This is a genomic window from Variovorax ginsengisoli, assembly GCF_030486595.1.
Classification (GTDB): Bacteria; Pseudomonadota; Gammaproteobacteria; order Burkholderiales; family Burkholderiaceae_C; genus Variovorax; species Variovorax ginsengisoli_B.
Map to the genome: position 1 here is coordinate 65,564 of NZ_JAUJZH010000007.1, position 23,105 is coordinate 88,668.

General features: G+C 69.8%; 22 protein-coding genes. 12 read left to right on the forward strand and 10 right to left on the reverse strand.

Annotated elements, in window-relative coordinates; all coding sequences use genetic code 11:
• The first annotated feature begins 38 nt into the window (after positions 1-38).
• The 7 genes from QZH52_RS11610 (at position 39) to amrS (ending at position 10,231) form a co-directional block, all read left to right on the forward strand.
• Complete coding sequence (locus tag QZH52_RS11610; RefSeq protein ID WP_301808387.1) at positions 39-3,536, forward strand: transglutaminase family protein; 3,498 nt, start codon at positions 39-41, stop codon at positions 3,534-3,536.
• Between the two features lie 88 nt (positions 3,537-3,624).
• Entirely contained in the window at positions 3,625-6,327 is a 2,703-nt protein-coding gene (locus QZH52_RS11615) for a circularly permuted type 2 ATP-grasp protein (RefSeq protein ID WP_301808390.1), read from the forward strand.
• 34 nt (positions 6,328-6,361) lie between these two features.
• Entirely contained in the window at positions 6,362-7,354 is a 993-nt protein-coding gene (locus QZH52_RS11620) for a transglutaminase family protein (RefSeq protein WP_301808392.1), read from the forward strand.
• Positions 7,351-7,809 carry a RidA family protein gene (locus QZH52_RS11625; protein ID WP_301808394.1) on the forward strand — a complete coding sequence of 153 codons (459 nt, stop codon included), beginning with the start codon at positions 7,351-7,353 and terminating at the stop codon, positions 7,807-7,809. The genes QZH52_RS11620 and QZH52_RS11625 overlap by 4 nt, the downstream gene beginning before the upstream one ends.
• The gene (locus QZH52_RS11630) at positions 7,806-8,285 is read left to right on the forward strand and encodes an Lrp/AsnC family transcriptional regulator (protein ID WP_301809275.1); all 480 of its coding nucleotides are present in this window, start codon (positions 7,806-7,808) and stop codon (positions 8,283-8,285) included. Before QZH52_RS11625 ends, QZH52_RS11630 begins: the two co-directional genes overlap by 4 nt.
• 45 nt (positions 8,286-8,330) lie before the next feature.
• Positions 8,331-9,140 carry an AmmeMemoRadiSam system protein B gene (gene amrB, locus QZH52_RS11635; RefSeq protein ID WP_301808400.1) on the forward strand — a complete coding sequence of 270 codons (810 nt, stop codon included), beginning with the start codon at positions 8,331-8,333 and terminating at the stop codon, positions 9,138-9,140.
• Complete coding sequence (gene amrS, locus QZH52_RS11640) at positions 9,137-10,231, forward strand: AmmeMemoRadiSam system radical SAM enzyme (RefSeq protein WP_301808402.1); 1,095 nt, start codon at positions 9,137-9,139, stop codon at positions 10,229-10,231. The genes amrB and amrS overlap by 4 nt, the downstream gene beginning before the upstream one ends.
• A gap of 11 nt (positions 10,232-10,242) precedes the next feature.
• Here the strand turns inward: amrS and QZH52_RS11645 are convergent, their stop codons facing one another.
• The gene (locus QZH52_RS11645; RefSeq protein WP_301808404.1) at positions 10,243-11,433 is read right to left on the reverse strand and encodes a saccharopine dehydrogenase family protein; all 1,191 of its coding nucleotides are present in this window, start codon (positions 11,431-11,433) and stop codon (positions 10,243-10,245) included.
• Positions 11,434-11,643: 210 nt separating this feature from the next.
• Positions 11,644-12,336, reverse strand: coding sequence for a Crp/Fnr family transcriptional regulator (locus QZH52_RS11650; protein ID WP_301808406.1), 693 nt, complete (start codon positions 12,334-12,336; stop codon positions 11,644-11,646).
• Between the two features lie 35 nt (positions 12,337-12,371).
• Here QZH52_RS11650 and QZH52_RS11655 point away from each other — a divergent pair, with 35 nt between their 5' ends.
• Genes QZH52_RS11655 through QZH52_RS11675 form a run of 5 tightly spaced genes read left to right on the forward strand, consistent with a single transcriptional unit; the run spans position 12,372 to position 16,219 of the window.
• Entirely contained in the window at positions 12,372-13,508 is a 1,137-nt protein-coding gene (locus QZH52_RS11655; protein ID WP_301808409.1) for an aminotransferase class V-fold PLP-dependent enzyme, read from the forward strand.
• The gene (locus QZH52_RS11660; RefSeq protein WP_301808412.1) at positions 13,505-13,951 is read left to right on the forward strand and encodes a hypothetical protein; all 447 of its coding nucleotides are present in this window, start codon (positions 13,505-13,507) and stop codon (positions 13,949-13,951) included. Before QZH52_RS11655 ends, QZH52_RS11660 begins: the two co-directional genes overlap by 4 nt.
• Before the next feature lie 13 nt (positions 13,952-13,964).
• On the forward strand, positions 13,965-14,954 hold the full coding sequence (locus tag QZH52_RS11665; RefSeq protein WP_301808415.1) for a Bug family tripartite tricarboxylate transporter substrate binding protein: 990 nt from the start codon (positions 13,965-13,967) through the stop codon (positions 14,952-14,954).
• A gap of 58 nt (positions 14,955-15,012) precedes the next feature.
• Entirely contained in the window at positions 15,013-15,405 is a 393-nt protein-coding gene (locus QZH52_RS11670) for a RidA family protein (RefSeq protein WP_301808418.1), read from the forward strand.
• Between the two features lie 34 nt (positions 15,406-15,439).
• Positions 15,440-16,219 carry a cyclase family protein gene (locus tag QZH52_RS11675; protein WP_301808420.1) on the forward strand — a complete coding sequence of 260 codons (780 nt, stop codon included), beginning with the start codon at positions 15,440-15,442 and terminating at the stop codon, positions 16,217-16,219.
• Between the two features lie 41 nt (positions 16,220-16,260).
• Here the strand turns inward: QZH52_RS11675 and QZH52_RS11680 are convergent, their stop codons facing one another.
• Genes QZH52_RS11680 through QZH52_RS11715 form a run of 8 tightly spaced genes read right to left on the reverse strand, consistent with a single transcriptional unit; the run spans position 16,261 to position 22,965 of the window.
• Entirely contained in the window at positions 16,261-17,304 is a 1,044-nt protein-coding gene (locus tag QZH52_RS11680; protein WP_301808423.1) for a LacI family DNA-binding transcriptional regulator, read from the reverse strand.
• Positions 17,301-18,281 (reverse strand): 2-hydroxyacid dehydrogenase, encoded by a 981-nt coding sequence (locus QZH52_RS11685; protein WP_301808424.1) that lies wholly within the window; start codon positions 18,279-18,281, stop codon positions 17,301-17,303. The genes QZH52_RS11680 and QZH52_RS11685 overlap by 4 nt, the downstream gene beginning before the upstream one ends.
• On the reverse strand, positions 18,278-19,228 hold the full coding sequence (locus QZH52_RS11690) for a sugar kinase (RefSeq protein ID WP_301808427.1): 951 nt from the start codon (positions 19,226-19,228) through the stop codon (positions 18,278-18,280). The genes QZH52_RS11685 and QZH52_RS11690 overlap by 4 nt, the downstream gene beginning before the upstream one ends.
• 8 nt (positions 19,229-19,236) lie before the next feature.
• Positions 19,237-19,974 carry a sugar phosphate isomerase/epimerase family protein gene (locus QZH52_RS11695; protein ID WP_301808430.1) on the reverse strand — a complete coding sequence of 246 codons (738 nt, stop codon included), beginning with the start codon at positions 19,972-19,974 and terminating at the stop codon, positions 19,237-19,239.
• A 19-nt stretch (positions 19,975-19,993) separates the two neighbouring features.
• On the reverse strand, positions 19,994-20,767 hold the full coding sequence (locus QZH52_RS11700) for an amino acid ABC transporter ATP-binding protein (protein WP_301808434.1): 774 nt from the start codon (positions 20,765-20,767) through the stop codon (positions 19,994-19,996).
• Positions 20,768-20,791: 24 nt separating this feature from the next.
• Entirely contained in the window at positions 20,792-21,589 is a 798-nt protein-coding gene (locus QZH52_RS11705; RefSeq protein ID WP_286524766.1) for a transporter substrate-binding domain-containing protein, read from the reverse strand.
• 45 nt (positions 21,590-21,634) lie between these two features.
• Entirely contained in the window at positions 21,635-22,288 is a 654-nt protein-coding gene (locus tag QZH52_RS11710; protein ID WP_301808439.1) for an amino acid ABC transporter permease, read from the reverse strand.
• A 5-nt stretch (positions 22,289-22,293) separates the two neighbouring features.
• On the reverse strand, positions 22,294-22,965 hold the full coding sequence (locus QZH52_RS11715; protein ID WP_286367134.1) for an amino acid ABC transporter permease: 672 nt from the start codon (positions 22,963-22,965) through the stop codon (positions 22,294-22,296).
• Positions 22,966-23,105 lie beyond the last annotated feature (140 nt).

Sequence of the window (23,105 nt, forward strand, 5' to 3'; positions counted from 1 at the left end):
CGTCTCACCCCGAGGCACCCTCGACGCACCGAGAAACAATGTCCATCCACGCCGCACTCCACCACGTCACCCACTACAAGTACGACCGTCCGGTGCAACTCGGCCCCCAGGTGGTCCGGCTGCGCCCGGCGCCGCATTGCCGCAGCAACGTCATCTCGTATTCGCTGCAGGTCGAGCCCGCCGAGCATTTCGTCAACTGGCAGCAGGACCCGTTCGCGAACTACCAGGCGCGGTTGGTGTTTCCCGAGAAGACGCGCGAGTTCAAGGTCACGGTCGACCTCGTGGTCGAGATGGCGGTCTACAACCCCTTCGACTTCTTCCTCGAGCCGCAGGCGGAGAACTTCCCTTTCAAGTACACCGAGTCGCAGGCCCAGGAACTCGCACCCTACCTGGTGGCCGACGAGGCGACGCCGCTGGTCAAGGCCTATCTCGAGAAGATCGACCGCAAGGAACAGCGCACCATCGACTTCCTGGTCGGCCTCAACCAGCAGGTGCAGCAGGACGTCAACTACCTGATCCGCATGGAGCCCGGCGTGCAGACGCCGGAAGAAACGCTCGCGAATGCCTCCGGCTCCTGCCGCGACTCGGGCTGGCTGCTGGTGCAGCTGCTGCGCCACTGCGGGCTGGCTGCGCGTTTCGTGTCGGGCTACCTGATCCAGCTCACGCCCGACGTCAAGGCGCTCGACGGCCCGAGCGGCACCGAAGTCGACTTCACCGACCTGCACGCCTGGTGCGAGGTCTACCTGCCGGGCGCCGGCTGGATCGGGCTCGACGCCACCTCCGGCCTGCTGGCCGGCGAAGGCCACATCCCGTTGGCCTGCACGCCGACGCCTTCGAGCGCCGCACCGATCGAAGGCGTGGTCGACGATGCCGAGGTCGAGTTCGGCCACGAGATGAAGGTCACGCGCATCTACGAGTCGCCGCGCGTCACCAAGCCCTACACCGACGAGCAGTGGGCCGAGATCGTGGCCCTGGGCGATGCGGTCGACAAGCGCCTGAAGGCCGGTGACGTGCGGCTCACGATGGGCGGCGAGCCGACCTACGTCGCCACCAGCGACCGCGACGCGCCCGAATGGAACACCGATGCGCTGGGTCCGACCAAGCGCGGCTATGCCACCGAACTGGTGCACAAGCTGCGGGCCGAATACGGCCAGGGCGGCTTCCTGCATTTCGGCCAGGGCAAGTGGTACCCGGGCGAGCAGCTGCCGCGCTGGGCGCTGTCGATCTACTGGCGCGCCGACGGCCAGACGCTCTGGCACAACCCCGAGCTGTTCGCCGACGAGCGCCATCCCACGCACTACACCAGCGAGGACGCGCGCCGCTTCACCACCGTGCTGGCGCATCGCCTGGGCCTCACCGAGCGCTACATCCAGCCCGGCTACGAGGATGTCTACTACTACCTGTGGCGCGAGCGCCGGCTGCCGGTCAACGTCGATCCCTTCGACTCCAAGCTCGACGACGAGATGGAGCGTGTCCGCTTGCGACGGGTGTTCACGCAGAAGCTCGATGCGGTGATCGGCTACATGCTGCCGATCGAGGCCGGCAACGCCGACCCCGACGCGCCGGCGCTGGCCGGCCCGGGCTGGAAGACCGGGCCCTGGTTCCTGCGCGACGACCGCATGTACCTGATTCCCGGCGACTCGCCAATGGGTTACCGGCTGCCGCTCGACTCCCAGCCCTGGACCAGCAAGGGCGACTACCCCTACCTGGTCGAGCGCGACCCGACCGCGCCGCTCGGCAGCCTGCCGAGCGCGGCCGACTACCGAGCCCGCTACAGCGCCCTCGCGCCGAGTGGCGCGAGTGGCGACCGGGGCGCCGTGCCCTATGCCTTCGGTGCGCCCGAAGCCACGCCGGCGGCGCTGCGCATGCAGTCGCCGGGCGACGGCCCTGCCCGCACGACGGACGACACCATCGACCCGACCACGCCGCGCCAGCCTCGGCGCGGCGAGTCGGCGCACTGGATCACGCGCAGCGCGCTCTGCGTCGAGGTCCGCGACCCGCGCCGCGCCAATGGCCCCGCGGCCGAGAAGCTCGGCAGCGCCTCGGGCGTGCTGTATGTCTTCATGCCGCCGCTGGCACGGCTCGAGGACTACCTCGACCTGGTCGCCGCGGTCGAGGCCACGGCCGAGCAGCTCGGCGTGAAGATCGTCATGGAAGGCTACCCGCCGCCGCGCGATCCGCGCCTGAAGCTGCTGCAGGTCACGCCGGACCCGGGCGTGATCGAGGTCAACATCCACCCCGCGCACAACTGGCGTGAGCTCGTGGACCACACCGAGTTCCTCTACAACGCGGCCTTCGAGACCCGCCTGTCGGCCGAGAAGTTCATGACCGACGGCCGCCACACCGGCACCGGCGGCGGCAACCACTTCGTGATGGGCGGCGCGGTGCCCACCGACAGCCCCTTCCTGCGCCGGCCCGAGCTGCTCGCCAGCCTGCTGCTGTACTGGCACAACCATCCGTCGCTGAGCTACCTGTTCTCGGGCATGTTCATCGGCCCGACCAGCCAGGCGCCACGGGTCGACGAGGCCCGCAACGACCAGCTCTACGAGCTCGAGATCGCGCTCAAGGAGATCGCCCGCAACCGCGAGATCTACGGTCAGAACATGCCGGCCTGGCTGGTCGACCGCACCCTGCGCAACATCCTGGTCGACGTCACGGGCAACACCCACCGCAGCGAGTTCTGCATCGACAAGCTCTATTCGCCCGATTCCAGCACCGGCCGCCTGGGCCTGCTCGAGCTGCGCGCCTTCGAGATGCCGCCGCATGCGCGCATGAGCATCGCCCAGCAACTGCTGCTGCGCGCCTTCATCGCCCGCTTCTGGGACGCGCCGTACCAGGCGCCGGCCACGCGCTGGGGCACCGAACTGCACGACCGCTTCCTGCTGCCGACCTTCGTCAAGATGGACTTCGACGACGTCATCAGCGAGATGCGGCAGGCCGGCTTCGCCTTCGACCCCAACTGGTTCGCACCGCACTTCGAGTTCCGCTTCCCGCTGGTCGGGCAGGTGCAGGCGATGGGCGTCGAGCTGTCGCTGCGCAATGCCCTCGAGCCCTGGCACGTGATGGGCGAGGAAGGCTCGGCCGGCGGCACCGTGCGCTATGTCGACTCGTCGCTCGAACGCATCGAGGTGCGCGTCACCGGCCTCAACGAGAGCCGCCACGTCGTCACGGTCAACGGCAAGGTGCTGCCGCTGCAGCCCACCGGCACGGTCGGCGAGTTCGTGGCCGGCGTGCGCTACAAGGCCTGGAACCCGCCGTCGTCGCTGCATCCGAGCATCGGCGCCCATGCGCCGCTGACCTTCGACATCGTCGACACCTGGATGAAGCGCTCCCTCGGCGGCTGCCAGTACTTCGTCGCCCATCCGGGCGGGCGCAACTACGACACCTTCCCGGTCAACGCCTACGAGGCCGAGAGCCGGCGCCACTCGCGCTTCACGCGCATGGGCCACACGCCGGGCCTGATGAGCACGCCGCCGGCGACCATCGAGCTGGCCGGCAGCCGCGAGTTCCCGTTCACGCTCGACCTGCGGCGGTGAGCGCAAGTGCCGAGGCCGCGCGGGATTCGGCCTTTTCTCACGCGCACGCCCTCGGCAACCGTGACCGCAGTGTGACAATCGGCGCACCGTGGACCCACTGAACGAATCCCTCTTCGACGCCCAGGCCCTGGAAGCGCCTGCGGCGCTCGCGGCCGCGCTCGCCCCCCCGGCCGCGCCGGGCCATTTCGACGAACTGCGCGGCGGCGCCACGCCTGAGGACGAAGCGCGCCAGGCTGTCCCGTCGCAGCCGGCGCCGCTCTACGATGCCGCCGCCCCCCGTCCCGAGACGCCGCCCGCGCAGGCGGACGAAGAGGCCGGCGACCAAACACCGCTGGCGCCCGCCTGGAGCGGCTTCTTCGAGAACCTCGGTCCGGGCGGCTTCGACGACCTGCCGCGGCGCGCGATCAGCCTCGAGCGCCAGATCCGCGACAACGGCGTCACCTACAACGTCTACGCAGATGCCGACGGTCCGCAGCGCCCGTGGTCGCTCGACCTCTTTCCGCTGATCGTCTCGGCGGACAGCTGGGCCCAGATCGAAGCCGGCGTGCAGCAGCGCGTGCGGGTGCTCGATCACGTGATGGCCGACGTCTACGGTCCCCAGCAGCTGCTCGCCGAAGGCCTGCTGCCGCCGGCGCTGGTGCAGGGCCATCCGGGCTACCTGCGGGCGCTGCACGGCGTGCGCCCGCCGGGCGACACCTGGCTGCACATCGCCGCCTTCGACCTGGCGCGCGGGCCCGACGGCAACTGGTGGGTGGTCTCGCAGCGCACCCAGGCGCCTTCGGGCCTGGGCTACCTGCTCGAGAACCGGCTCGCCATCGCGCGCCAGTTTCCGCAGGCCTTCGAGAACCTGCAGGTGCAGCGCCTGGCCGCCACCTACAACGCGATGATGGAAGGCCTGCAGCGCATGTGCCCGGCCGGCCAGCCGCCGCACATCGCGCTGCTGACGCCCGGCCCCTACAACGAGACCTACTTCGAGCACGCCTACCTGGCGCGCTACCTCGGCATCACGCTGGTCGAGGGCAATGACCTCACGGTGCGCGACCAGCGCCTCTATCTCAAGACGCTGCAGGGCCTGCGGCCGGTGCACGGCCTGGTCAAGCGGCTCGACGACCAATTCCTCGACCCGCTCGAACTGCGGCCCGACTCCACGCTCGGCGTGCCGGGCCTGCTGCAGGCGATCCGCGCCGGCAACGTGCTGGTGGCCAACATGCCCGGATCGGCCTTCCTCGAATCGCCGGCGCTGCTGGGCTTCCTGCCGGCACTGGCGCGACGCCTGATCGGCGAGAAGCTGCAGCTGCCCGCGCTGCCGACCTGGTGGTGCGGCGAGCGCGCGGCGATGGAAGCCGTGCTGCCGCAGCTGGCCGACTGCGCCATCAAGGCGACCTACCCCGATGTCGACGCCCACACCAGCTTCGATGCCGTGCTGGGGCGCCACATGGGTCGCCGCGAACTCGACGAATGGGCGGGCCGCATCGTGCGCCAGGGCGAGGCCCACACGGTGCAAAGCTACCTGCCGCTGTCGCAGATGCCGACCTGGACCCAGGACCTCGGCCGCGGCCACATCGCGCAGCGCTCGGTGCTGCTGCGGGTGTTCGCGGTCAGCGACGGCCCGCGCTCCTGGCGCGTGCTGCCGGGCGGGCTGGCGCGGCTGGCCGGACGCGACGCGCAGATCGCCTCGATGCAGCGCGGCGGCAGCAGCGCCGACGTGTGGGTGCGCACCGACGGCGAGGTCGACCGCACCACGCTGCTGCAGCCGCACGCCACGCCGGCCTCGCTGGCGCGGCACCGCGCCCCGGTCACCAGCCGCGCGGCCGAGAACATGTTCTGGCTCGGGCGCTACACCGAGCGGGCCGAGAACGCGGTGCGGCTGGCCCGGCTCACGCTCGACCTGCTGAGCGGCGAAGATCAGTCCTCGCGCGCCCTGCTGGTCTGGCTGCATCAGCTGGCCCAGCGCAATGCGCTGGTGCCGCCCGAAGTACCGAGTCTGCCCAAGTCGCGGCGCGTCTTCGAGCGGGCGCTGATCGCCGAGCTCGGCAACGTCGACACCGGGGGCAGCGTGGGCTGGAGCCTGCGCTGCATCCGCCAGTCGGCCGCCGCGGTGCGCGAACGCCTGTCGCAGGACCACTGGAACCAGATCGTGCGCGCCGAGTCCGACTTCCTGCGCCGCAGCGCCGAACAGGCCGGCGAGAAAGCCGAGGGCGGCTACGCCACCGGCATCGCGCTGCGCCTGCTCGAAGCGGCCAGCACCTCGCTGTCGGCCATGACCGGTGCCCAGACCGACCGCATGACGCGCGACGACGCCTGGCGGCTGCTCTCCATCGGCCGCCACATCGAGCGGCTCGGCTTTCTGTCGAGCGCGCTGGCCGCCGGCTTCGAGCATGGCTCGGTGCACGAGGTCAGCGGCTTCGAGGCGATGGTGGCGCTGTTCGACAGCACCATCACCTTCCATGCGCGCTACCAGCAGCGGCGCGACGTCGCCACCCTGGTCGACTTGCTGGTGCAGGACGGCGACAACCCGCGCTCGCTGGCGTGGGTCACGCACACCCTGCGCAAGCGCATCGCCAAGCTGGCGGGCAGCGCGCCCGACAAGCTCACCGCGCTGTCGTACGACCTGCCCGACCCCGACACCTGGACCCTCGAAGGGCTTTGCGAGGCCGGTCCGGAGGCCCAATACCCGGCCCTGGTGCAGCTGTTCGCCGCCAGCGAAACCGCCGCCTACCATGTGTCGGATGCCATCGGCACCCGCTACTTCACGCTGACCTCCGAATCGCTGCGTTCCGTGGGCGCCTGAGGCCGCGCGCCCGGGGGCGAGTAAAGTCCCGTCCATGCTGCTTCACGTCACCCACGCCACCCGCTACGACTACGCGCCGCCGGTCGAGACGGCGCAGCACCTGGCGCACCTGAAGCCGATGAACACGGCCTCCCAGCGGCTGGTGAGCCACGCGCTGACGATCAGCCCGACCCCGGCCCAGCATGGCGAATCGCCGGACGTCTACGGCAACACCCGCGCCTTCTTCGCGCTCGAAGCCACCCACGAGGAGCTGGTGGTCACCGCCGAGAGCGTGGTCGACACCGCCCCGCCGGTGCTGTCGCCGGCGATCGCCCGGGAGCTGCCCTGGGAAGAGGTGCGCGAGCGCTTCCGCTATGTCAAGGATTCGAGCTACGACCCGGCCTCGGATTTCGTCTTTCCGTCGCGCTACGTGCCCCGCCATGACGACTTCGCCGCCTACGCACGGCCCAGCTTCGCGCCCGGCCGGCCGGCCTTCGACGCCGCGATGGACCTGACGCTGCGCATGTACCGCGATCTCGAATACGACGCCGGCAGCACCGAGATCAGCACGCCGGCGATCGAGGCGCTGGCCCAGCGCAAGGGCGTCTGCCAGGACTTCGCCCACATCATGATCGCCTGCCTGCGCACCCTCGGGCTGCCGGCCCGCTACGTGAGCGGCTACCTGCTGACCCAGCCGCCGCCGGGCCGGCCGCGCCTGGTCGGCGCCGACGCCTCGCATGCCTGGGTCTCGGTCTACCTGCCGGGCGCCGACGGCCCCGGCGACTGGGCCGACTTCGATCCGACCAACGGCCGCCAGCCCGGCGAGGACTACGTGACGCTGGCCATCGGCCGCGACTACTCCGATGTCTCGCCGATGCGCGGCGTGCTGCATGGCGGTGCACGCCACACGCTCGCGGTCAGCGTCACGGTGCGGCCGCTCGAAGAGCTGAAGGAGCAGGCGGCGGCCGTGGCGGCGTCGCAGTCCCAATCGCAATCGCAATCGCAATCCCAATCGCAGTCCCAATCTCAGAACAAGGAATCCTCATGAGCGTCTACGACAAACTCACCGCCCTCGGCATCACCCTGCCCCCGGTGGCCACGCCCGCCGCGGCCTACGTGCCCTTCGCGCGCACCGGCAACCTGGTCTTCCTCTCCGGCCACATCGCCCGCAAGGACGGCAAGCCCTGGGTCGGCCAGCTCGGCGGCGCACTCGGCACCGACGAAGGCAAGCAGGCCGCGCGCGCGATCGCGATCGACCTGCTCGGCACCCTGCACGCGGCGGTCGGCGACCTGAACAAGGTCAAGCGCATCGTCAAGCTGATGAGCCTGGTCAATTCCACGCCCACCTTCACCGAGCAGCACCTGGTGACCAACGGCGCCAGCGAGCTGATGGCCGAGGTCTTCGGCATCGAGAAAGGCGCCCATGCGCGCAGCGCCTTCGGCGTCGCGCAGATCCCCTTCGGCGCCTGCGTCGAGATCGAACTGATCGCCGAAACTGAATAAGTGATTCATTGGACGACACCGACCGCCACCTGCTGAGCCTGCTCCAGGCCGACGCCCGCGAGCCCGCCGCGACGCTGGCGCGCAAGCTCGGCGTGGCGCGCACCACGGTGGTCGCCCGCATCGCGCGGCTGGAGCGCGACGGCGTGATCGCCGGCTATGGCGTGCGGCTCGGCCAACGCCTCGAGCACGCCGCGGTGCGCGCGTACTGCGGCCTCAGCGTGGCGCCGAAGGCCGGCGCCTCGGTGGTCCGCGCGCTCGAACGGCTGCCCGAGGTCGAAGAGCTCTCGGCAGTCAGCGGCCAATACGACTACATGCTGGCCCTGCGCTGCGAGACCAACGAGCAGCTCGACGCGCTGCTCGACCGCATCGGCCTGATCGAAGGCATCCAGCACACGCACACCTCGGTGGTGCTGAGCCGCAAGATCGACCGGCGCAGCGCGGTCCCGCCGGGGCAGGCCCAGGGCGAACGGGATTGATTTTCCGCAGCGGAAGGTTCAAATTCAGCGGCAGGAGTCTCGCCCATGCCTGCCGTTCGCCGCGCCGCTGTCGACGGCCTGTTCTACCCGGCCGCGCCCTCGGCGCTGCGCCAGCAGGTCGAACGCTGCCTGGGCGAGGCCGCTGACGACAACCACCATCGTGCTGGCGGGCCGCCGAAGCTCCTGATCGCACCCCACGCCGGCTACGCCTACTCCGGCGCGGTGGCCGCCGCGGCCTATGCCCTGCTCGGACGCGGGCGCCATGCGGCGGTCACCCGTGTCGTGCTGCTCGGGCCCGGGCATCGCGTCTGGGTGGACGGCCTGGCCGCGCCCGACTGCGCCGAGTTCGAGACCCCGCTCGGGCGCACGGCGATCGATACCGAAGCGCTCGCGAAGATCGACGGCCTGCCGCAGGTGCTCCGCAGCGACCGGGCGCACGCGCAAGAGCATTCGATCGAGGTCCAGCTGCCCTTCCTGCAGAGCGTGCTCGGCGCCTTCTCGCTGGTACCGCTGGTCGTCGGCGACGCCGACCCGGAGGCGGTGGCACGGGTCCTGGATCGGCTCTGGGGCGGGCCGGAAACCCTGATCGTGATCAGCTCGGACCTGTCGCACTATCTGCCCTACGCGCAGGCGCAGGCCGCGGACCGCGCGACCGTGCAGCGCATCCTGGACCTCGATGCCGGCATCACGCCGCAGCAGGCCTGCGGAGCGGCGGCGATCAACGGCGCCCTGCGGGCGGCCCAGGCGCATGGGCTGGCGCCGCGACTGCTCGACCTGTGCAGCTCCGGCGATACGGCGGGCGATCGCAGCCGGGTGGTGGGCTACGCAGCCTTCGCCTTCGAGCAAGCGTCATGACCAACCTCGACGCACGGACGGCCGGTTCGGCCCCTGCCCGCTGGTGGCACCGCCTCGACGACGGCCGCGTCCAGTGCGACCTGTGCCCGCGCGACTGCCGCCTGCACGAGGGCCAGCGCGGACTGTGCTTCGTACGCCAGCGTGTCGGCGACGCGATGGTGCTCACGACCCATGGCCGCAGCTCCGGCTTCTGCATCGACCCGATCGAGAAGAAGCCGCTCAATCACTTCCTTCCCGGCAGCAGCGTGCTGAGTTTCGGCACCGCGGGCTGCAACCTCGCGTGCAAGTTCTGCCAAAACTGGGACATCTCCAAGAGCCGCGAGCAGGACCGGCTGACGGACAGCGCCTCGCCGCAGCGGATCGCCGAAGCGGCGCGCGCGAACGGCGCCTCGAGCGTGGCCTTCACCTACAACGACCCGGTGGTCTTCGCGGAGTACGCGATGGACACGGCCGACGCCTGCCACGCCTTGGGCCTGCACAGCGTCGCGGTCACGGCGGGCTACATGCATGCCGAGCCGCGGCGCGACTTCTACGCCCGGATGGATGCGGCCAATGTCGACCTGAAGGGCTTCACCGAAAACTTCTACTTCCGGCAGACCGGTGCCCACCTCGCGCCGGTGCTCGACACCCTGCTCTACCTGCGGCACGACACCGGCTGCTGGCTCGAGATCACGACGCTGCTGATTCCCGGACTCAACGACAGCGATGCGGAGATCGACGCCATGACACGCTGGATCGCCGATCGGCTCGGCCTCGACGTGCCGCTGCATTTCACGGCCTTCCATCCCGACTACCGGATGCTCGACCTGCCGCCGACGCCGCCCACCACGCTCAGGCGCGCCCGCAGCATCGCCCTGGCCAACGGCCTGCACCACGTCTACACCGGCAACGTGCACGACATCGAGGGCGGCACCACCTTCTGTGCGCAATGCCACGCGGCACTGCTGCGGCGCGACTGGTACGAGGTGCTGGATTGCCGGCTCGACGAACATGGCGCCTGCCCGCATTGCGGCACACGGGTCGCCGGCCGCTTCGGCACCGTCGCGCGCGCCTTCGGCCGCCGCCGCATCCCGGTGCGGCTGGCGGCCTGAGCGGCTCGCGTTCATGGCTGTGGCTGCTGGCGTGCGCGACGTCGCGGCTGAGGCGGCCAGGTATGGGCGAAGGCGGCGCCGCGAAGCGGGCTGGCCGGCGCAGCGCCGCTGCCCGGTTCGCCGAGTGCCGCATAGCAGCTGCCGACGCGCGTGGCCAGGAAGTCCTCGAGCGCCGCCTGCTCCTGCCCCACGAAACCCCGCGCCGGCAGCCGGCCCGTGCGCAGCAGCTCGAACACGCCGACCACGCCCGCCGCGGTGGCGAGCTCGATCGCGGTGCGGTCCACGCCGCGCAGGCGGCCACCCTGGATGCGGGCCATGCGTGTCTCCTGTTCGAGGCGCCCGGCACGCAGGCCGGAGGCCGAGGCAAACACGATCACCACGTCTTCCCGGCTGTGCGGGACGGCGTGTTCCAGCACCTGCCGCAGCAGGTCGCGCCGCTCGCCCAGCCGCAGATCGCGCAGCAGCAGCGCCATCGCATCGCGGTGGCCCGGGTAGCGCAGCGTCTTGTAGTCGAGGTTGCGCACGCGGCCCGCCAGCGTCTCGCACAAAGTGCCGAGCCCGCCCGAGGTGTTGAAGGCTTCGTAGGTGTCGCCGTCGAGCACAAGGGTCTCGTACCCTTCGAGCGGCTGCGCCGACACCGGCTGGCCCTGCACGATGGCCGCGCACGGATGGCAGTACTCGTTGATCAGGCCGTCGATGCTCCAGGTGAAGTTGTAGCGCAGGCCGTTGGTGGCGTGGCGCGAGAGCGCACCGACGCGCAAGTGCAGGTCGTGCAGATCGTCGAAGCGGCCGGCGAGGTGCGCGCCCAGCATGCCGATCACGCCGGGCGCCAGGCCGCACTGCGGCATCAGCACGGTCTCCGCGCCGTCGGCCAGGCCACGGATGGCGCGGGTGGCCGCGACATCCTCGGTCAGGTCGAGGTAGTGCACGCCGAGCGCGCGTGCGGCGGCGGCGACGCGCCCGGCCTGCTGGAACGGCAGCGCGTTGATCAGCAGCTGGTGCCCGGCCAACGCGGCCGCCAGCGCGGCTGTGTCCTCGACGTCGAGCACGGTGCGCCGAACCAGCGGGTCGTCCAGCGCGCGTCGCGGCGGATCGCGGTCGGCGAGCGTGACGGGAATCCGGTGGTAGTCGGCCAGCATGTCGGCCACCGTGCCACCCACCTTGCCGGCCCCCAGCACCAGCACGTTGCGAATCGAGATCATCGGGTCCTCCCTTGCGGCATCGGATGAACCGACTCTAGGAGTCCTCGCGGTCGGGCGGAAGCCGCCATTGCGTCGACGGAGCGCCCCGCGCCGACGAAACGACGGCCCGGACGATCGGAAGGTCAGAGAAAAAGATGGCGGCTTGTAAAGCCGTTGACATACGGCGCGCCGACCGGTTCCTACACTGGGCCGCCATCGACCCGGGTTCAATCACAAGACCACGGCCCGCTGCCTCAGCGCCTGCATCTCTCGAATCACGCAATGCGACTTGACCATCTCGATCACGCCCTGCGCCTGCAGCTGCATCAGAACGTTGGAGGTCATGACCCGGCTCAGGCCGGCGAGATTGGCCATCTCCTGGTGGGTGAACGAGATCCGGATCGCGACGCCCTGCCCCTGTGCCTCGCCGTAGGTGCCCGCCAGCTGCACCAGGTGATGGACCACCCGCTGCGTCGCCGTCGCCTGGCTCAGCAGCAGGTTCTGGTGCGCCAGCACGCGCAGCTTGACGTTCATGAGCCAGAGCACCTGGCGCATGCACGCTTCGTCGCGCGCCATCCCCTGCTGCAGCAGCGTCAGCCCAACCTGCCGCGTGACCACGTCCGACGAGGCCACCGCGGTGACCGAATGCCGGCCATCCAGGAATGCGCTGCATTCGCCGACCATCCCCTGCGTTCCGACGATGGCCATGTGTTTCTCGTGGCCGGCCTCCGACAGCAGCACCAGCCGGACACGGCCCTGCTCGACCACGTGGACATGGGTCACGGCGTCGCCCTGCGAGAACAGGGTCTGGCCCTTGCGGAACTCCACCCGCGGCGCGCCCTGCGCCATCAGCATCTCCCAGCGGAAGTGCGGCACCTCGATCCACGCCGAAGGGGAAGCCGTCGTCTCTGCGTTCTTGTTCATCGCCTCGAAGCCCGGTCGTTCCGGCGGGCAGTTTCATGAAACATCCATTCTCCTCATACCGAAAGCTCTTTCCCATCCTGGACAACGCGGTTCAGCTGTCCAGCTGCTCGCAAAGCGCGCTGAGCCTGCCAGTGCGGCAGGCCATCGACGAGTACCTCGACGTCTGGGTGCGCCGCGGCGCCGACTGGGGCTACTGGATGGACCAGGTGGCCCTGGCCCGCGCCGAGTTCGCTCGCATGATCCACGCCAATGCCGAGGACATCGCGGTGCTGGGCAGCGTGTCGGATGCCGCGTCGGCGATCGCGTCGGCGCTGCGCTTCGACGACGGACGCCCCGAGGTCGTGACGAGCATGCTCGACTTTCCCTCGATCTGCCACGTCTGGCTGGCGCAGCAGCCGCGCGGCGCGCAGGTGCGCCTCGTCCAAGCCGAGGCGGGCCGCACCGACACCACGCAACGGATCGCGGCGGCGATCGACGACCGCACGGCGCTGGTGTCGGTGTCGCAGGCCTGCTTCTACGATGGCCAGATCGTCGACATCGCAGCCACCGGGCGGGCGGCGCGCGCGCAAGGCGCGATCCAGTTCGTCGATGCCTACCAGTCGGCCGGCTCGATCGCGATCGACGTCCGGGCCCAGGAGGTCGACATCCTGGCGGCCGGTGCCCAGAAGTACCTGCTGGGCATTCCGGGCATCGCGTTTCTCTACGTGCGACCGGCGCTGGCGCGGCAGCTCGTGCCTACGGTCACCGGCTGGTTCGGCCGCGTCAACCCCTTCGCCTTCGATCCCGCGCAACTCGACTTCGCCGACAGCGCCACGCGCTTCAACACCGGCACGCCGCCGATGATGTGCGCCAGCGTCGCGCGCGCCAGCATGGCCCTGCTCAACGAGATCGGGGTTCCCGCGATCGAGGCCTACCTGCAGCAGCTGTCGGCCGTGGCCATCGAGGAGGCGGCGAGCCTGGACCTCGAGGTCGCGAGTCCCCTGGACCCCGCCGCCAAGGGCGCGAACACCGCGATCCGCATCGCCGACGCCGCCGCGATCGAAGCGCGGATGCTGCAGTCGGGCTACGTGGTCTCGGCACGCAACGACGTGATCCGGATCGCGCCGCACTTCTACAACACGGCCGACGACGTGGTGGGCGCCCTGCGCGAGCTGGCTCGCCTGACGCGATGACGGCCAACCACATCGCCTCGGTGCTTTGCCGCGCGAGCCCGCAGCAGGCCCTGGACTTCCTCGGCGATGGCCTGACCCTCGGCCAGTGGGCCCTGGGCTGCTGGCAGACCGAGGCGGTCGGCGGCGGCGTGGTGCGCGGCCACTCGCTGTTCGACGACACGCCGAGCTGGGTGCGCCCGGTCGTCGACGGCGCGCGCCTGACCGTGACCTACCACGTGGGCGGCGCGCCCGATGCGCTCGCCCCCCGCATCCACGCCACGGTCGAGCCCGATGCGGCCACCGGCGGCTGCCGCATCGCCCTGCATGCATCGCGCGGCGCCGACATGGACGACGCCCGCTGGCTGCGGCTGGTGCGCTGCCACGAGCTCGAGGTGCTGCTGATCCAGGCCCGCCTGGAACGCAGCGCTGCCGCGGACACGGCCCAGATTCTGAAACCACGATGAGGAAGAGATGATCATGAACCGACGCCGACTCGGCCAGGCATTCACGGCCGCGCTGCTCGCACCCGCACTCTCGTCGCCCTGGATCGCCCACGCGAACACCAAGGCCTACAGCGGTCCGATCCGCGTCCTGGTGGGCTTCCCGCCGGGCGGGGCCACCGACGTGGTGGCGCGGGCCGTGGTCGACAAGCTCGGCAAGGCCATGAACGGCCAGGTGTTCGTGATCGACAACAAGGCCGGCGCCGGCGGCCAGATCGCCGCCCAGCTCCTCAAGGCGGCGCCGGCCGACGGCTCGACGATCATGCTGTCGATCGACCACACGCAGGTCATCATCCCGCTGACCATCGCCGCGGCCGGCTACGACCCGGTGAACGACTTCACCGCGCTGGCGGGCGTGGCCTCGTACTACAACGTGCTGGCGGTCAGCGCCGCCACCGGCATCAAGACCATGGCCGAGCTCGGCGCCTGGGTCAAGGCCCATCCCAACGAGGCCAACTACGGCATCCCTGCGGCCGGAAGCGTCCCGCAGTTCATCGGCCACATCATCGGCAAGTCCCTCGGCGTCACGATGAACTCGGTGCCCTACAAGGGCGGCGCGCCGATGGTGCAGGACCTGCTTGCCGGGCAGATCCCGATCGGCATCGCGTCGATGACCGAGCTGATCGAGTACCACCGCGCCGGCAAGGTCCGCATCCTCGCGAGCTCGGGCCAGGAGCGCAGCAAGACCGCGCCCGAGATCCCGACCTTTCTCGAACTCGGCTACAGCGGCATCGACAAGAACCCCTGGCTGGCCTTCTTCGGTCCGAAGGGCCTGCCGGTCGAATTCGTCGAGCAGTTCGACCGCGCGATGAAAAGCGTCCTGGCGCAGCCCGACCTGCAGGAGAAGCTGGCCAAGATGGGCAACGAGGTCACGGCGGCGCCGTCGAAGGAGGTCGAGCAGTGGGTGGTCGATGCCTCGCGCAGCTGGGGCAAGGTCATTCGCGATTCGGGGTTCAAGGCGCAATGAGCGCCGCCCGGCCGCCCGAAGGCGCTCGCACCGGAGTGCGCAGTACGGAGGTTGCGCTATGAGCGCCGCCCCACGCACTTTCATCCAGAGCGGTTCACGCTGGGAAGAGCTGGCCGGCTATTCGCGCGCCGTCGTCGACGGCGACTGGATCTTCGTCTCCGGCACCGTCGGGCAGGACTTCGCCAGCGGCGAGTTCCCGGACACGGCCGAGCGGCAATGCGAACTGGCGCTGGACACCATCGAAGGCGCACTGTCGCAGGCACAGGCCAGCCTCGCAGACGTGGTGCGGGTGCGGGTCTACGTGCCCGATCGCGCCAACGTGATCGCGGTCAGCGGCGTGCTCAAGCGTCGGCTGGGCGACAACCGGCCCGCCAACACGACCCTGTGCAGCGCACTGGCGGTCGAAGGCGCCAAGGTCGAGATCGAGGTCACCGCCCGGCGCCGGGCATGAACGAGCAACTTTCTCCCACGGATAGGAAACCCCGATGAGCATCCTGACCCACCTGGCCGCGGCCTTGCGCGATCGATCGATCCGCACGATCGACCTGACCCACACCCTGAGCGAAGAATTCCCGCCGCTGCAGCTGCCGCCGCAATTCGGCCAGGTCGCGGCATTCAAGATGGAGCGCATCTCTCGCTACGACGAAGCCGGTCCCGGCTGGTACTGGAACAACTTCACTTGCGGCGAGCACACCGGCACGCACTTCGACGCCCCCGCCCACTGGGTGACCGGCAAGGACCATCCGGGCAACACGGTCGACACCATCGACGCCGGCAACTTCATCGCGCCGGCGGTGGTGATCGATGCCAGCACCGAGGTGGCAGAGGATGCCGATTGGCTGCTGACGGTTGATTTCCTGCGGGCCTGGGAGGCGCGCCACGGCCGCATCCCCGAAGACGCCTGGGTGCTGCTGCGCACCGACTGGTCCAAGCGCATCGCCGACCCGGCCGCCTTCGTCAACATGCGCGAGGACGGCGCCCACACGCCGGGGCCGACGCAGGAGGCGGTCGAGTGGCTGATCGGCCAACGCAGGGTGCACGGCTTCGGCGTCGAGACGATCAACACCGACGCGGGACAGTCGCATGGATGGCCGATGGCCTACCCTTGCCACACGCTGATGCACGGCGCGAACCGCTACGGGCTGCAATGCCTGAAGAACCTCGACCAGCTGCCCCCGACCGGGGCACTGATCGTGTCGGCGCCGCTGAAGATCCAGGAGGGGTCGGGGAGTCCGCTGCGGGTGTTGGCGCTGGTCGAGGGTTGAGCGAGCCGCGGCGCCCGCCCGAATGCGCATGTCGCCCGGCCTCACCCCCCGCCCGACGACCCCCGCACCACCAGTTCCCCCGGCAGCAGCAGCTGCCGCGCCGGCCCCTCCAGCCCTTGCAGCCGCTCCAGCAGGCAGGTCGCCGCGGTCCGGCCGATGGCCTCGGTCGGCTGCGCGATGGCACTCAGGCCGGGCCCGATCAGCGGCGCCCATTCGGGATCGTCGAAACCCACGAAACCGATGTCCTCGCCGAAGCGCAAGCCCAGCCGCGCCATCGCGGCGGCCACGCGCAGGGTCACGACCGCGTTGCCCGCCAGCACCGCCGCGCGCCTGCCGCGCTTCGCACGCTTGTGCAGGGCGCGCAGCGCCGCGTCGAGGCCATCGCCGTCGTCACCCGTGGATTCGTACACCTCGCCGGCCACGCGCGGCTCGTGCGCCGCCACGCAGTCGCCGAAGGCCGCGGTCCGCTCGCGCCGCGAGCTCACGCCTTTCAGCGGCTCGGTGATGTAGAGCAGCTCGCGATAGCCGCCGTCGACCAGATGGCCGCAGGCCGCCTTCATGGCGGCGGCGTTGTCCAGCGAGACGAAATCGGTGTGCATGCCCGCATGGCGGCGGTCGACCAGCACCGCCGGCTTGCCGTGCAGCGCGTCGGCGTCGATCAGGCCGGCGCCGCGCCCGAGCGTGTTGAGGATGAAGCCATCGACCTGGTAGCCGGCCAGCGCATTGATCGCCTCGCGCTCGCGGTCGATGTCGTTGCCGAGGTTGAAAAGCATCACCAGGTAGCCGGCATCCTGGCAGGCCTTCTCGGCGCCACGCAGCACGGCCACCGAATAGGGATTGGTGATGTCGGCCACGATCAGGCCGATCAGGCGCGAACGGCCATGGCTCAGGGCCTGCGCCATCGGGCTCGGCGTGTAGGCCAGCTGGGTCACCGCGGCCTCGACACGGGCCGCGATGTCAGGGCTCAGCAGCCGCTCGCGGTGATTCAGGAAACGCGACACCGTGGCCTTCGAGACGCCGGCCGCCTTGGCCACGTCGGCGATGGTGGCGCGCGCCGGCCGCGGCGCTGGGGCGGCGGCGCTCACGCGGAAGCGGTGTCGAAGACCGCCGCGGGGCGTTCGCCGGCGAGCGCCTGCAGCAGGTTGGTGGTCGCCAGCTCGGCCATGGCGTGCCGGGTCTCGTGCGTCGCCGAGCCGATGTGCGGCAGCGGCGTCACGCGCGGATGGGTGCGCAGCGGCGACGCCGCCGGCAGCGGCTCGGTCGCGAAGACATCGAGGCCGGCGGCCCGCAACGTGCCGTGATCGAGCGCCGCCAGCAGCGCGTCTTCCTGCACGGTGGCACCCCGCCCGCCGTTGATGAAGACCGCGCCCGGTTTCATCGCAGCAAAGAAGCTCGCATCGATCATCCCGCGCGTGCTGTCCGAAAGCGGCAGCATCGCGACCACGAAATCGGCGCCCGCCAGCAGTTCGGCGAGCGGTGTGTGGACGGCCCGGCCCTGCAGCTCGGGCGCCTGCGCCGCGAGGTCGACCGGCCGGCGTGCGTGGTACAGCACGGGCATGCCGAAGCCCAGCGCAGCGCGGCGGGCGATGGCCTGCCCGATGCGGCCGAAACCCAGCAGGCCCAGCGTCTTGCCATGGACGTCGAAGCCGAACAGGTCCTCGCCGATGTTCTTCGTCCAGGCGCCGTCGCGCACCAGATTGGAGAGTTCGACGACCCGGCGGCTGGTGGCCATCAGGAGCGCGAACACGGTATCGGCCACGGTCTCGTCGAGCACGCCCGGCGTGTGGCAAAGCAGGATCCCGCGCGCATGCAGCGAGGCCAGCGCGTAGTTGTCGACTCCGACCGAGACGCTGGACACGACTTCGAGCCGCGGCGCACGCGCCAGCAACGCATCGTCGACCGGAAAGCTGGAGCCGATGAGGCCATGGGCCAGCGGCAGCGCCGCGTCGAAGGCGGCGCGCTGCGAGCGTGGATCGGCGACCGTGACCTCATGGACGGCCTGCAGCCGCGCCAGTTGATCGTCGGGCAACTCCCGAAAAACGAGGATGTTCTTGCGTGTCACAGGCCGGTCTCCTCAAGTTGGGCGCGCGTCGGCAGGCCTTCGGTGTCGCCGAGCACCTGCACCGCGCGGGCGCCGATCCAGGCACCGCGGCGCACCGCCTCGGGCACCGTCCGGCCTTCTAGCAACGCACTGACCACGCCGGCCGCGAAGCCGTCGCCGGCGCCCACGGTGTCGACGATCTCCTTGACCGGGAAACCGTCGACGCGTCCCGTGCCGGCCACCTCGCTGTCGTAGTAGGCGCCTTCGGCACCAAGCTTCACGACCACCAGCTTCGCGCCGCGTTGGCGATAGAAGCGCGCCACGCCCTCGGGCGTGCTTTCGCCGGTGAGGATCAGGCCCTCCTCCATGCCGGGCAGCACCCAGTCGGCGCGCGACGCCAGGTCGTTGATCCAGTGCCGCATGGTCTCGGGCGACGCCCACAGGGTCGGCCGCAGGTTGGGGTCGAAAGAGATCGTGTGGCCAGCGTGGCGCATCACGTCCATGCTCTTGATCGCGGCCTGCAGGCTGGTGTCGGAGATGGCTGCGAACACGCCGGTGGCGTGCAGGTGGCGCGCCGAGCGCAGCCAGGCTTCGTCGACGTCGGCCGGCCCCATGTGGCTGGCGGCCGAGCCCTTGCGGTGGTATTCGACCGGCGGATCGCTGCCGTCGGTCACGCGGCCCTTGAACTGGAAGCCGGTGCGCTGCGTCGCATCGCAGATCACGTGAGAGCAGTCGATGCCCTCGCCCTGCATGGTCGCCAGCAGCGCGCGGCCCATCGAGTCGGTGCCGAGCCGGCTGGCCCAGCCGACCTTCAGGCCGAGGCGCGACAGGCCGATCGCGACGTTGGTCTCGGCGCCCGCGGTGCGCTTGTGGAAGGCGGTGGCGTTTTCGAGCGGGCCGGGCCGGTCGGCCACCAGCAGCAGCATGGCTTCGCCGAACAGTGCGACATCGAAGGCGGATGAGGTCATGGCAGTGGTCACAGGGAGCGGATGTGGGCGACCTGGTCGCGCGTGACGGCCAGCAGGTCGTCGCCGATCAGCGGATATTCGATGGCACGCGGCACGTCGGCCGGCAGCGCCCGCAGCACGGCGCGCCAGGGCGCCACCGAATCGGCCAGCGGCACGGCGACCCACTTGGCGGACAGGCGCTGCGCGCCCTTGCAATGCACGTAGCGCACGCGCCGGCCCAGGGCCTGGGCCGCTTGCAGGGGGCATTCGCCCACCCAGTGCCAGTTGCCCATGTCGAAGGTCATGCCGAGGTCGAGGCCGGCGCGGTCGGCGGCGTCGAAGAAGGCCTGCAACGCGGGCAGGGACCCGGCCGAGACGGTCTGGTCGTTCTCGATCACGAGCTCGATCCGGGTCTCGGCCAGCTGCACCTTGAGGCCCCACAGCGAACCGTGCGAGCCCGGGCCGAAGTCGCCGATCGACATCTTGAGCCGGCGGGCGCCGAGCGTCGTGGCGGCGGCGATGCCGCGGCCGAGCGCAGCGCTGTCGAGCCATCCGCCCTCGGCCCAGAGGCCCTCGGGGCTGGAATAGACCGAGGCCAGGCCTGCCATCGCGGGCAGTTCGGAGGCCGGGTCGCGCAGCAGTTCGCCGCGCACCTCGACGCTGTCGGCGCCGGCGGCACGCGCCAGCTGCGCGCACCAGAGCTGGCCATGGCGCCCGGTCTCTGCGGCGCCGAAGGAGGAAAGGGAAATCAGGACGGGCGGCGGCATGGCGATGATGGCGGGCGCTTCAATGCGCCTGATGGGAGCTGAGGATCTGGCCCAGGAACTGGCGGGTCTTCTCGTTCTTCGGGTTGCCGAAGAATTCTTCCGGCGGCGCCTGCTCGACGATCTTGCCGTCGGCCATGAAGATCACGCGGTCGGCCACGCTGCGGGCGAAGCCCATCTCGTGCGTCACGCACAGCATGGTCATGCCGTCTTCGGCCAGGCCGATCATGGTGTCGAGCACTTCCTTGACCATCTCGGGGTCGAGCGCCGAGGTGGGCTCGTCGAACAGCATGATCTTGGGTGCCATGCACAGCGCGCGCGCGATCGCCACCCGCTGCTGCTGGCCGCCCGAGAGCTGGCTCGGGTACTTGTGGGCCTGCTCCGGGATGCGCACCCGCGTCAGGTACTTCATCGCCACCTCCTCGGCCTCGGTCTTGCTCATGCCGCGCGAGCGCATCGGCGCCAGCGTGCAGTTCTGCAGGATCGTGAGGTGCGGGAACAGGTTGAACTGCTGGAACACCATGCCGACCTCGGCCCGCACCGCGTCGACGTTCTTGCCGCCGGCCGTGAGGTCGATGCCGTCGACCACGATCCTGCCCTTCTGCACGGTCTCGAGCCGGTTGATGCAGCGGATCAGCGTCGACTTGCCCGAGCCCGAGGGCCCGCAGATCACGATGCGCTCGCCGGTGCGCACCGACAGGTCGATGCCGGTCAGCACCTGGAAGCTGCCGTACCACTTGTTGACCGCCTCCATGCGGATGATGGGGTCGGCGGCGGTCGCGACTGCGTCAGTCATGGATGTTCCCTGGAGTTGTCCGGTTTACTGCAGCTTCGGCAGGTCGGTCTGCAGCCACTTCTGGTAGAGCTTGTTCAGCTCGCCGTTGGCCGAGTTCTTGGCCACGAAGTCGTTGACGTTCTTCAGCAAGTCGTCCTGACCCGGGCGCATCGCGATGCCCATGTTCTGCTGCACCAGGTTGAACTTGTTCTCGAAGGTGTTGGGCGGCACGCGCTTGGCGATCTGCGCGGCGACCGTGGTCGAGGCGCCGATGGCGTCGACCTGGCCGGACATGAGGGCCTGCATGGCCGAGGCGTCGTCGTCGAAGCGGCGGATCTCGGTGCCCTCGGGCGCAGCCTTGGTCACGGCGACGTCCTGCGTGCTGGCGCGGGCGACGCCGACGCGCAGGCCCTTCAGGTCGGCCGCGCTCTTGATCGGCGTGCCGGTCTTGCCGTAGAGGACGATGGTCGCGGCCGCGTAGGGCTGCGAGAACTGGACCTGCTTGGCGCGCTCGGGCGTGATCGCCAGCGAGGCGACCAGCAGGTCGACCTTGTTGGTCAGCAGGAAGGGAATGCGGTTCGGGCCGGTGACCGGCACGATGTTGGCCTTGACGCCCCACTCCTTGGCCAGCAGCTTGGCGACGTCGGCGTCGTAGCCGTCGGGCTGGTTCTTGGCGTCGGTGGTGCCGTAGGGCGGGAAGTCGACCAGCATGCCGATCGTGATCTCGCCCTTCTTCTTGATGTCGGCCACGCTCTGGGCCGAGGCGAAGGGTGCGAAGGCGGTCAGTGCGGCGCCCAGGCCGAGGGCTGCGAGGGCAGCGCGGCGGGTGGTGGAACGGATCATGTCAGGTCTCCTAGGTTGAGGACTGGAATCGAAGAACGGAAAAACTCAGCGAGCCAGAGCGCGGGCGCGCTTGCGCTCCATGCGCGCGGCCAGCAGCGACAGCGGCCAGCAGATGACGAAATAAAGCGCCGCCACGGTGCTGAACACATGCAGCGGCTGGAAGGTGGCGTTGTTGATGATCTGGCCGGCCCGCGTGATCTCGGTGAAGCCGATGATGGCCGCCAGCGAGGTGCCCTTGATGATCTGCACCAGGTAGCCCACCGTCGGCGGCAGCGCGATCTTGAAGGCCTGCGGCAGCACCACGTCGCGCATCCGAGCGCCGTAGTTGAGGTTCAGCGCCTCGGCCGCTTCCCACTGGCCGCGCGGGATCGCCTGAATGCAGCCGCGCCAGATCTCGCCCAGGAAGGCGGCGCTGTTGAGGACCAGCGCCACGCCGGCCGCGATCCACGGATTGATCTCCAGCCCCAGCACCGGTGCGCCGAAGAAGATCAGGAACAGCTGCAGCAGCAGCGGCGTGCCCTGGAACACCTGGATGAAGCCGGTCGACAGCGCGCGTGCCGTCTTGTTGTCGGAGGTGCGCGCCAGTGCGATCGCGAGGCCCAGGACCGCGCCGCCGACGAAGGCGATCGCCGACAGCGCCAGCGTCCACTGGGCCGCTTCGAGGATGAACAGGAATTCTGGAAAGCCGAAGGTACGCATGGTGTTCAGCGCCGATCCGGATAGTTGAGGGTGCGCTTGTAAATCAGCTTGAACAGCGCCGAGAACGCCAGCGACAGCGCCAGGTAGATGCAGGCCACGACGATGTATATCTCGAAGCTGCGGAAGGTCTGCGACTGCAGGTTGGCCGCCACCGAGGTCAGGTCGTCGGCCGAAATGACCGACACCACGGCCGAGCTCAGCATCAGCAGGATGAACTGGCTCGTGAGCGCCGGGTAGATCGCCTTCAGCGCGGGCTTGATGATCACGAAGCGGAAGATCTCCCAGGGCTTGAGGTTGAGCGCCCGGCCGGCCTCGATCTGGCCCTTGGGGATCGACTCGATGCCGGCCCGCACGATCTCGGCCGCGTAGGCGCCGAGGTTCACCACCATCGCGGTCAGCGCCGCGGTGTAGGGCGACCAACGCAGCCCGATGGCCGGCAGCGCGAAGAAAAAGAAGAACAACTGCACCAGGAACGGCGTGTTGCGAATGACCTCGATGTAGGCATTGACGATGAAGCGCAGCCAGGCCGGCCCGGAGGTCTTGCCCCAGGCGCAGAAGACGGCCACCACCAGGCCCAGCAGCGTCGCCACCAGCGACAGCTGGATCGTGATCCAGGTGCCTTTCAGCAGCAGGGGCCAGGCGGCGAAGACGGCATCGAACTGGAATTGGTAGTTCACGGGAGGCGTCGGTTCGGTGACAAGGTCGGTATTGGTGCGCCTTGCAAACAAAAGCACTTCGTTGCAGGGCACTGAAGTGTATGTGAAACCGGTTTCAGCACCAGCCTAGGGATTTCCCTAGGACGACGCCTTGCCTACAC

Excerpts from the sequence above, each read along its gene's own strand:
- QZH52_RS11610 (WP_301808387.1), top strand. The coding sequence starts at position 39 with ATGTCCATCCACGCCGCACTCCACCACGTCACCCACTACAAGTACGAC.
- QZH52_RS11620 (WP_301808392.1), top strand. The coding sequence starts at position 6,362 with ATGCTGCTTCACGTCACCCACGCCACCCGCTACGACTACGCGCCGCCG.
- QZH52_RS11625 (WP_301808394.1), top strand. The coding sequence starts at position 7,351 with ATGAGCGTCTACGACAAACTCACCGCCCTCGGCATCACCCTGCCCCCG.
- amrB (WP_301808400.1), top strand. The coding sequence starts at position 8,331 with ATGCCTGCCGTTCGCCGCGCCGCTGTCGACGGCCTGTTCTACCCGGCC.
- amrS (WP_301808402.1), top strand. The coding sequence starts at position 9,137 with ATGACCAACCTCGACGCACGGACGGCCGGTTCGGCCCCTGCCCGCTGG.
- QZH52_RS11645 (WP_301808404.1), bottom strand. The coding sequence starts at position 11,433 with ATGATCTCGATTCGCAACGTGCTGGTGCTGGGGGCCGGCAAGGTGGGT.
- QZH52_RS11650 (WP_301808406.1), bottom strand. The coding sequence starts at position 12,336 with ATGAACAAGAACGCAGAGACGACGGCTTCCCCTTCGGCGTGGATCGAG.
- QZH52_RS11655 (WP_301808409.1), top strand. The coding sequence starts at position 12,372 with ATGAAACATCCATTCTCCTCATACCGAAAGCTCTTTCCCATCCTGGAC.
- QZH52_RS11660 (WP_301808412.1), top strand. The coding sequence starts at position 13,505 with ATGACGGCCAACCACATCGCCTCGGTGCTTTGCCGCGCGAGCCCGCAG.
- QZH52_RS11665 (WP_301808415.1), top strand. The coding sequence starts at position 13,965 with ATGAACCGACGCCGACTCGGCCAGGCATTCACGGCCGCGCTGCTCGCA.
- QZH52_RS11670 (WP_301808418.1), top strand. The coding sequence starts at position 15,013 with ATGAGCGCCGCCCCACGCACTTTCATCCAGAGCGGTTCACGCTGGGAA.
- QZH52_RS11675 (WP_301808420.1), top strand. The coding sequence starts at position 15,440 with ATGAGCATCCTGACCCACCTGGCCGCGGCCTTGCGCGATCGATCGATC.
- QZH52_RS11690 (WP_301808427.1), bottom strand. The coding sequence starts at position 19,228 with ATGACCTCATCCGCCTTCGATGTCGCACTGTTCGGCGAAGCCATGCTG.
- QZH52_RS11695 (WP_301808430.1), bottom strand. The coding sequence starts at position 19,974 with ATGCCGCCGCCCGTCCTGATTTCCCTTTCCTCCTTCGGCGCCGCAGAG.
- QZH52_RS11700 (WP_301808434.1), bottom strand. The coding sequence starts at position 20,767 with ATGACTGACGCAGTCGCGACCGCCGCCGACCCCATCATCCGCATGGAG.
- QZH52_RS11705 (WP_286524766.1), bottom strand. The coding sequence starts at position 21,589 with ATGATCCGTTCCACCACCCGCCGCGCTGCCCTCGCAGCCCTCGGCCTG.
- QZH52_RS11710 (WP_301808439.1), bottom strand. The coding sequence starts at position 22,288 with ATGCGTACCTTCGGCTTTCCAGAATTCCTGTTCATCCTCGAAGCGGCC.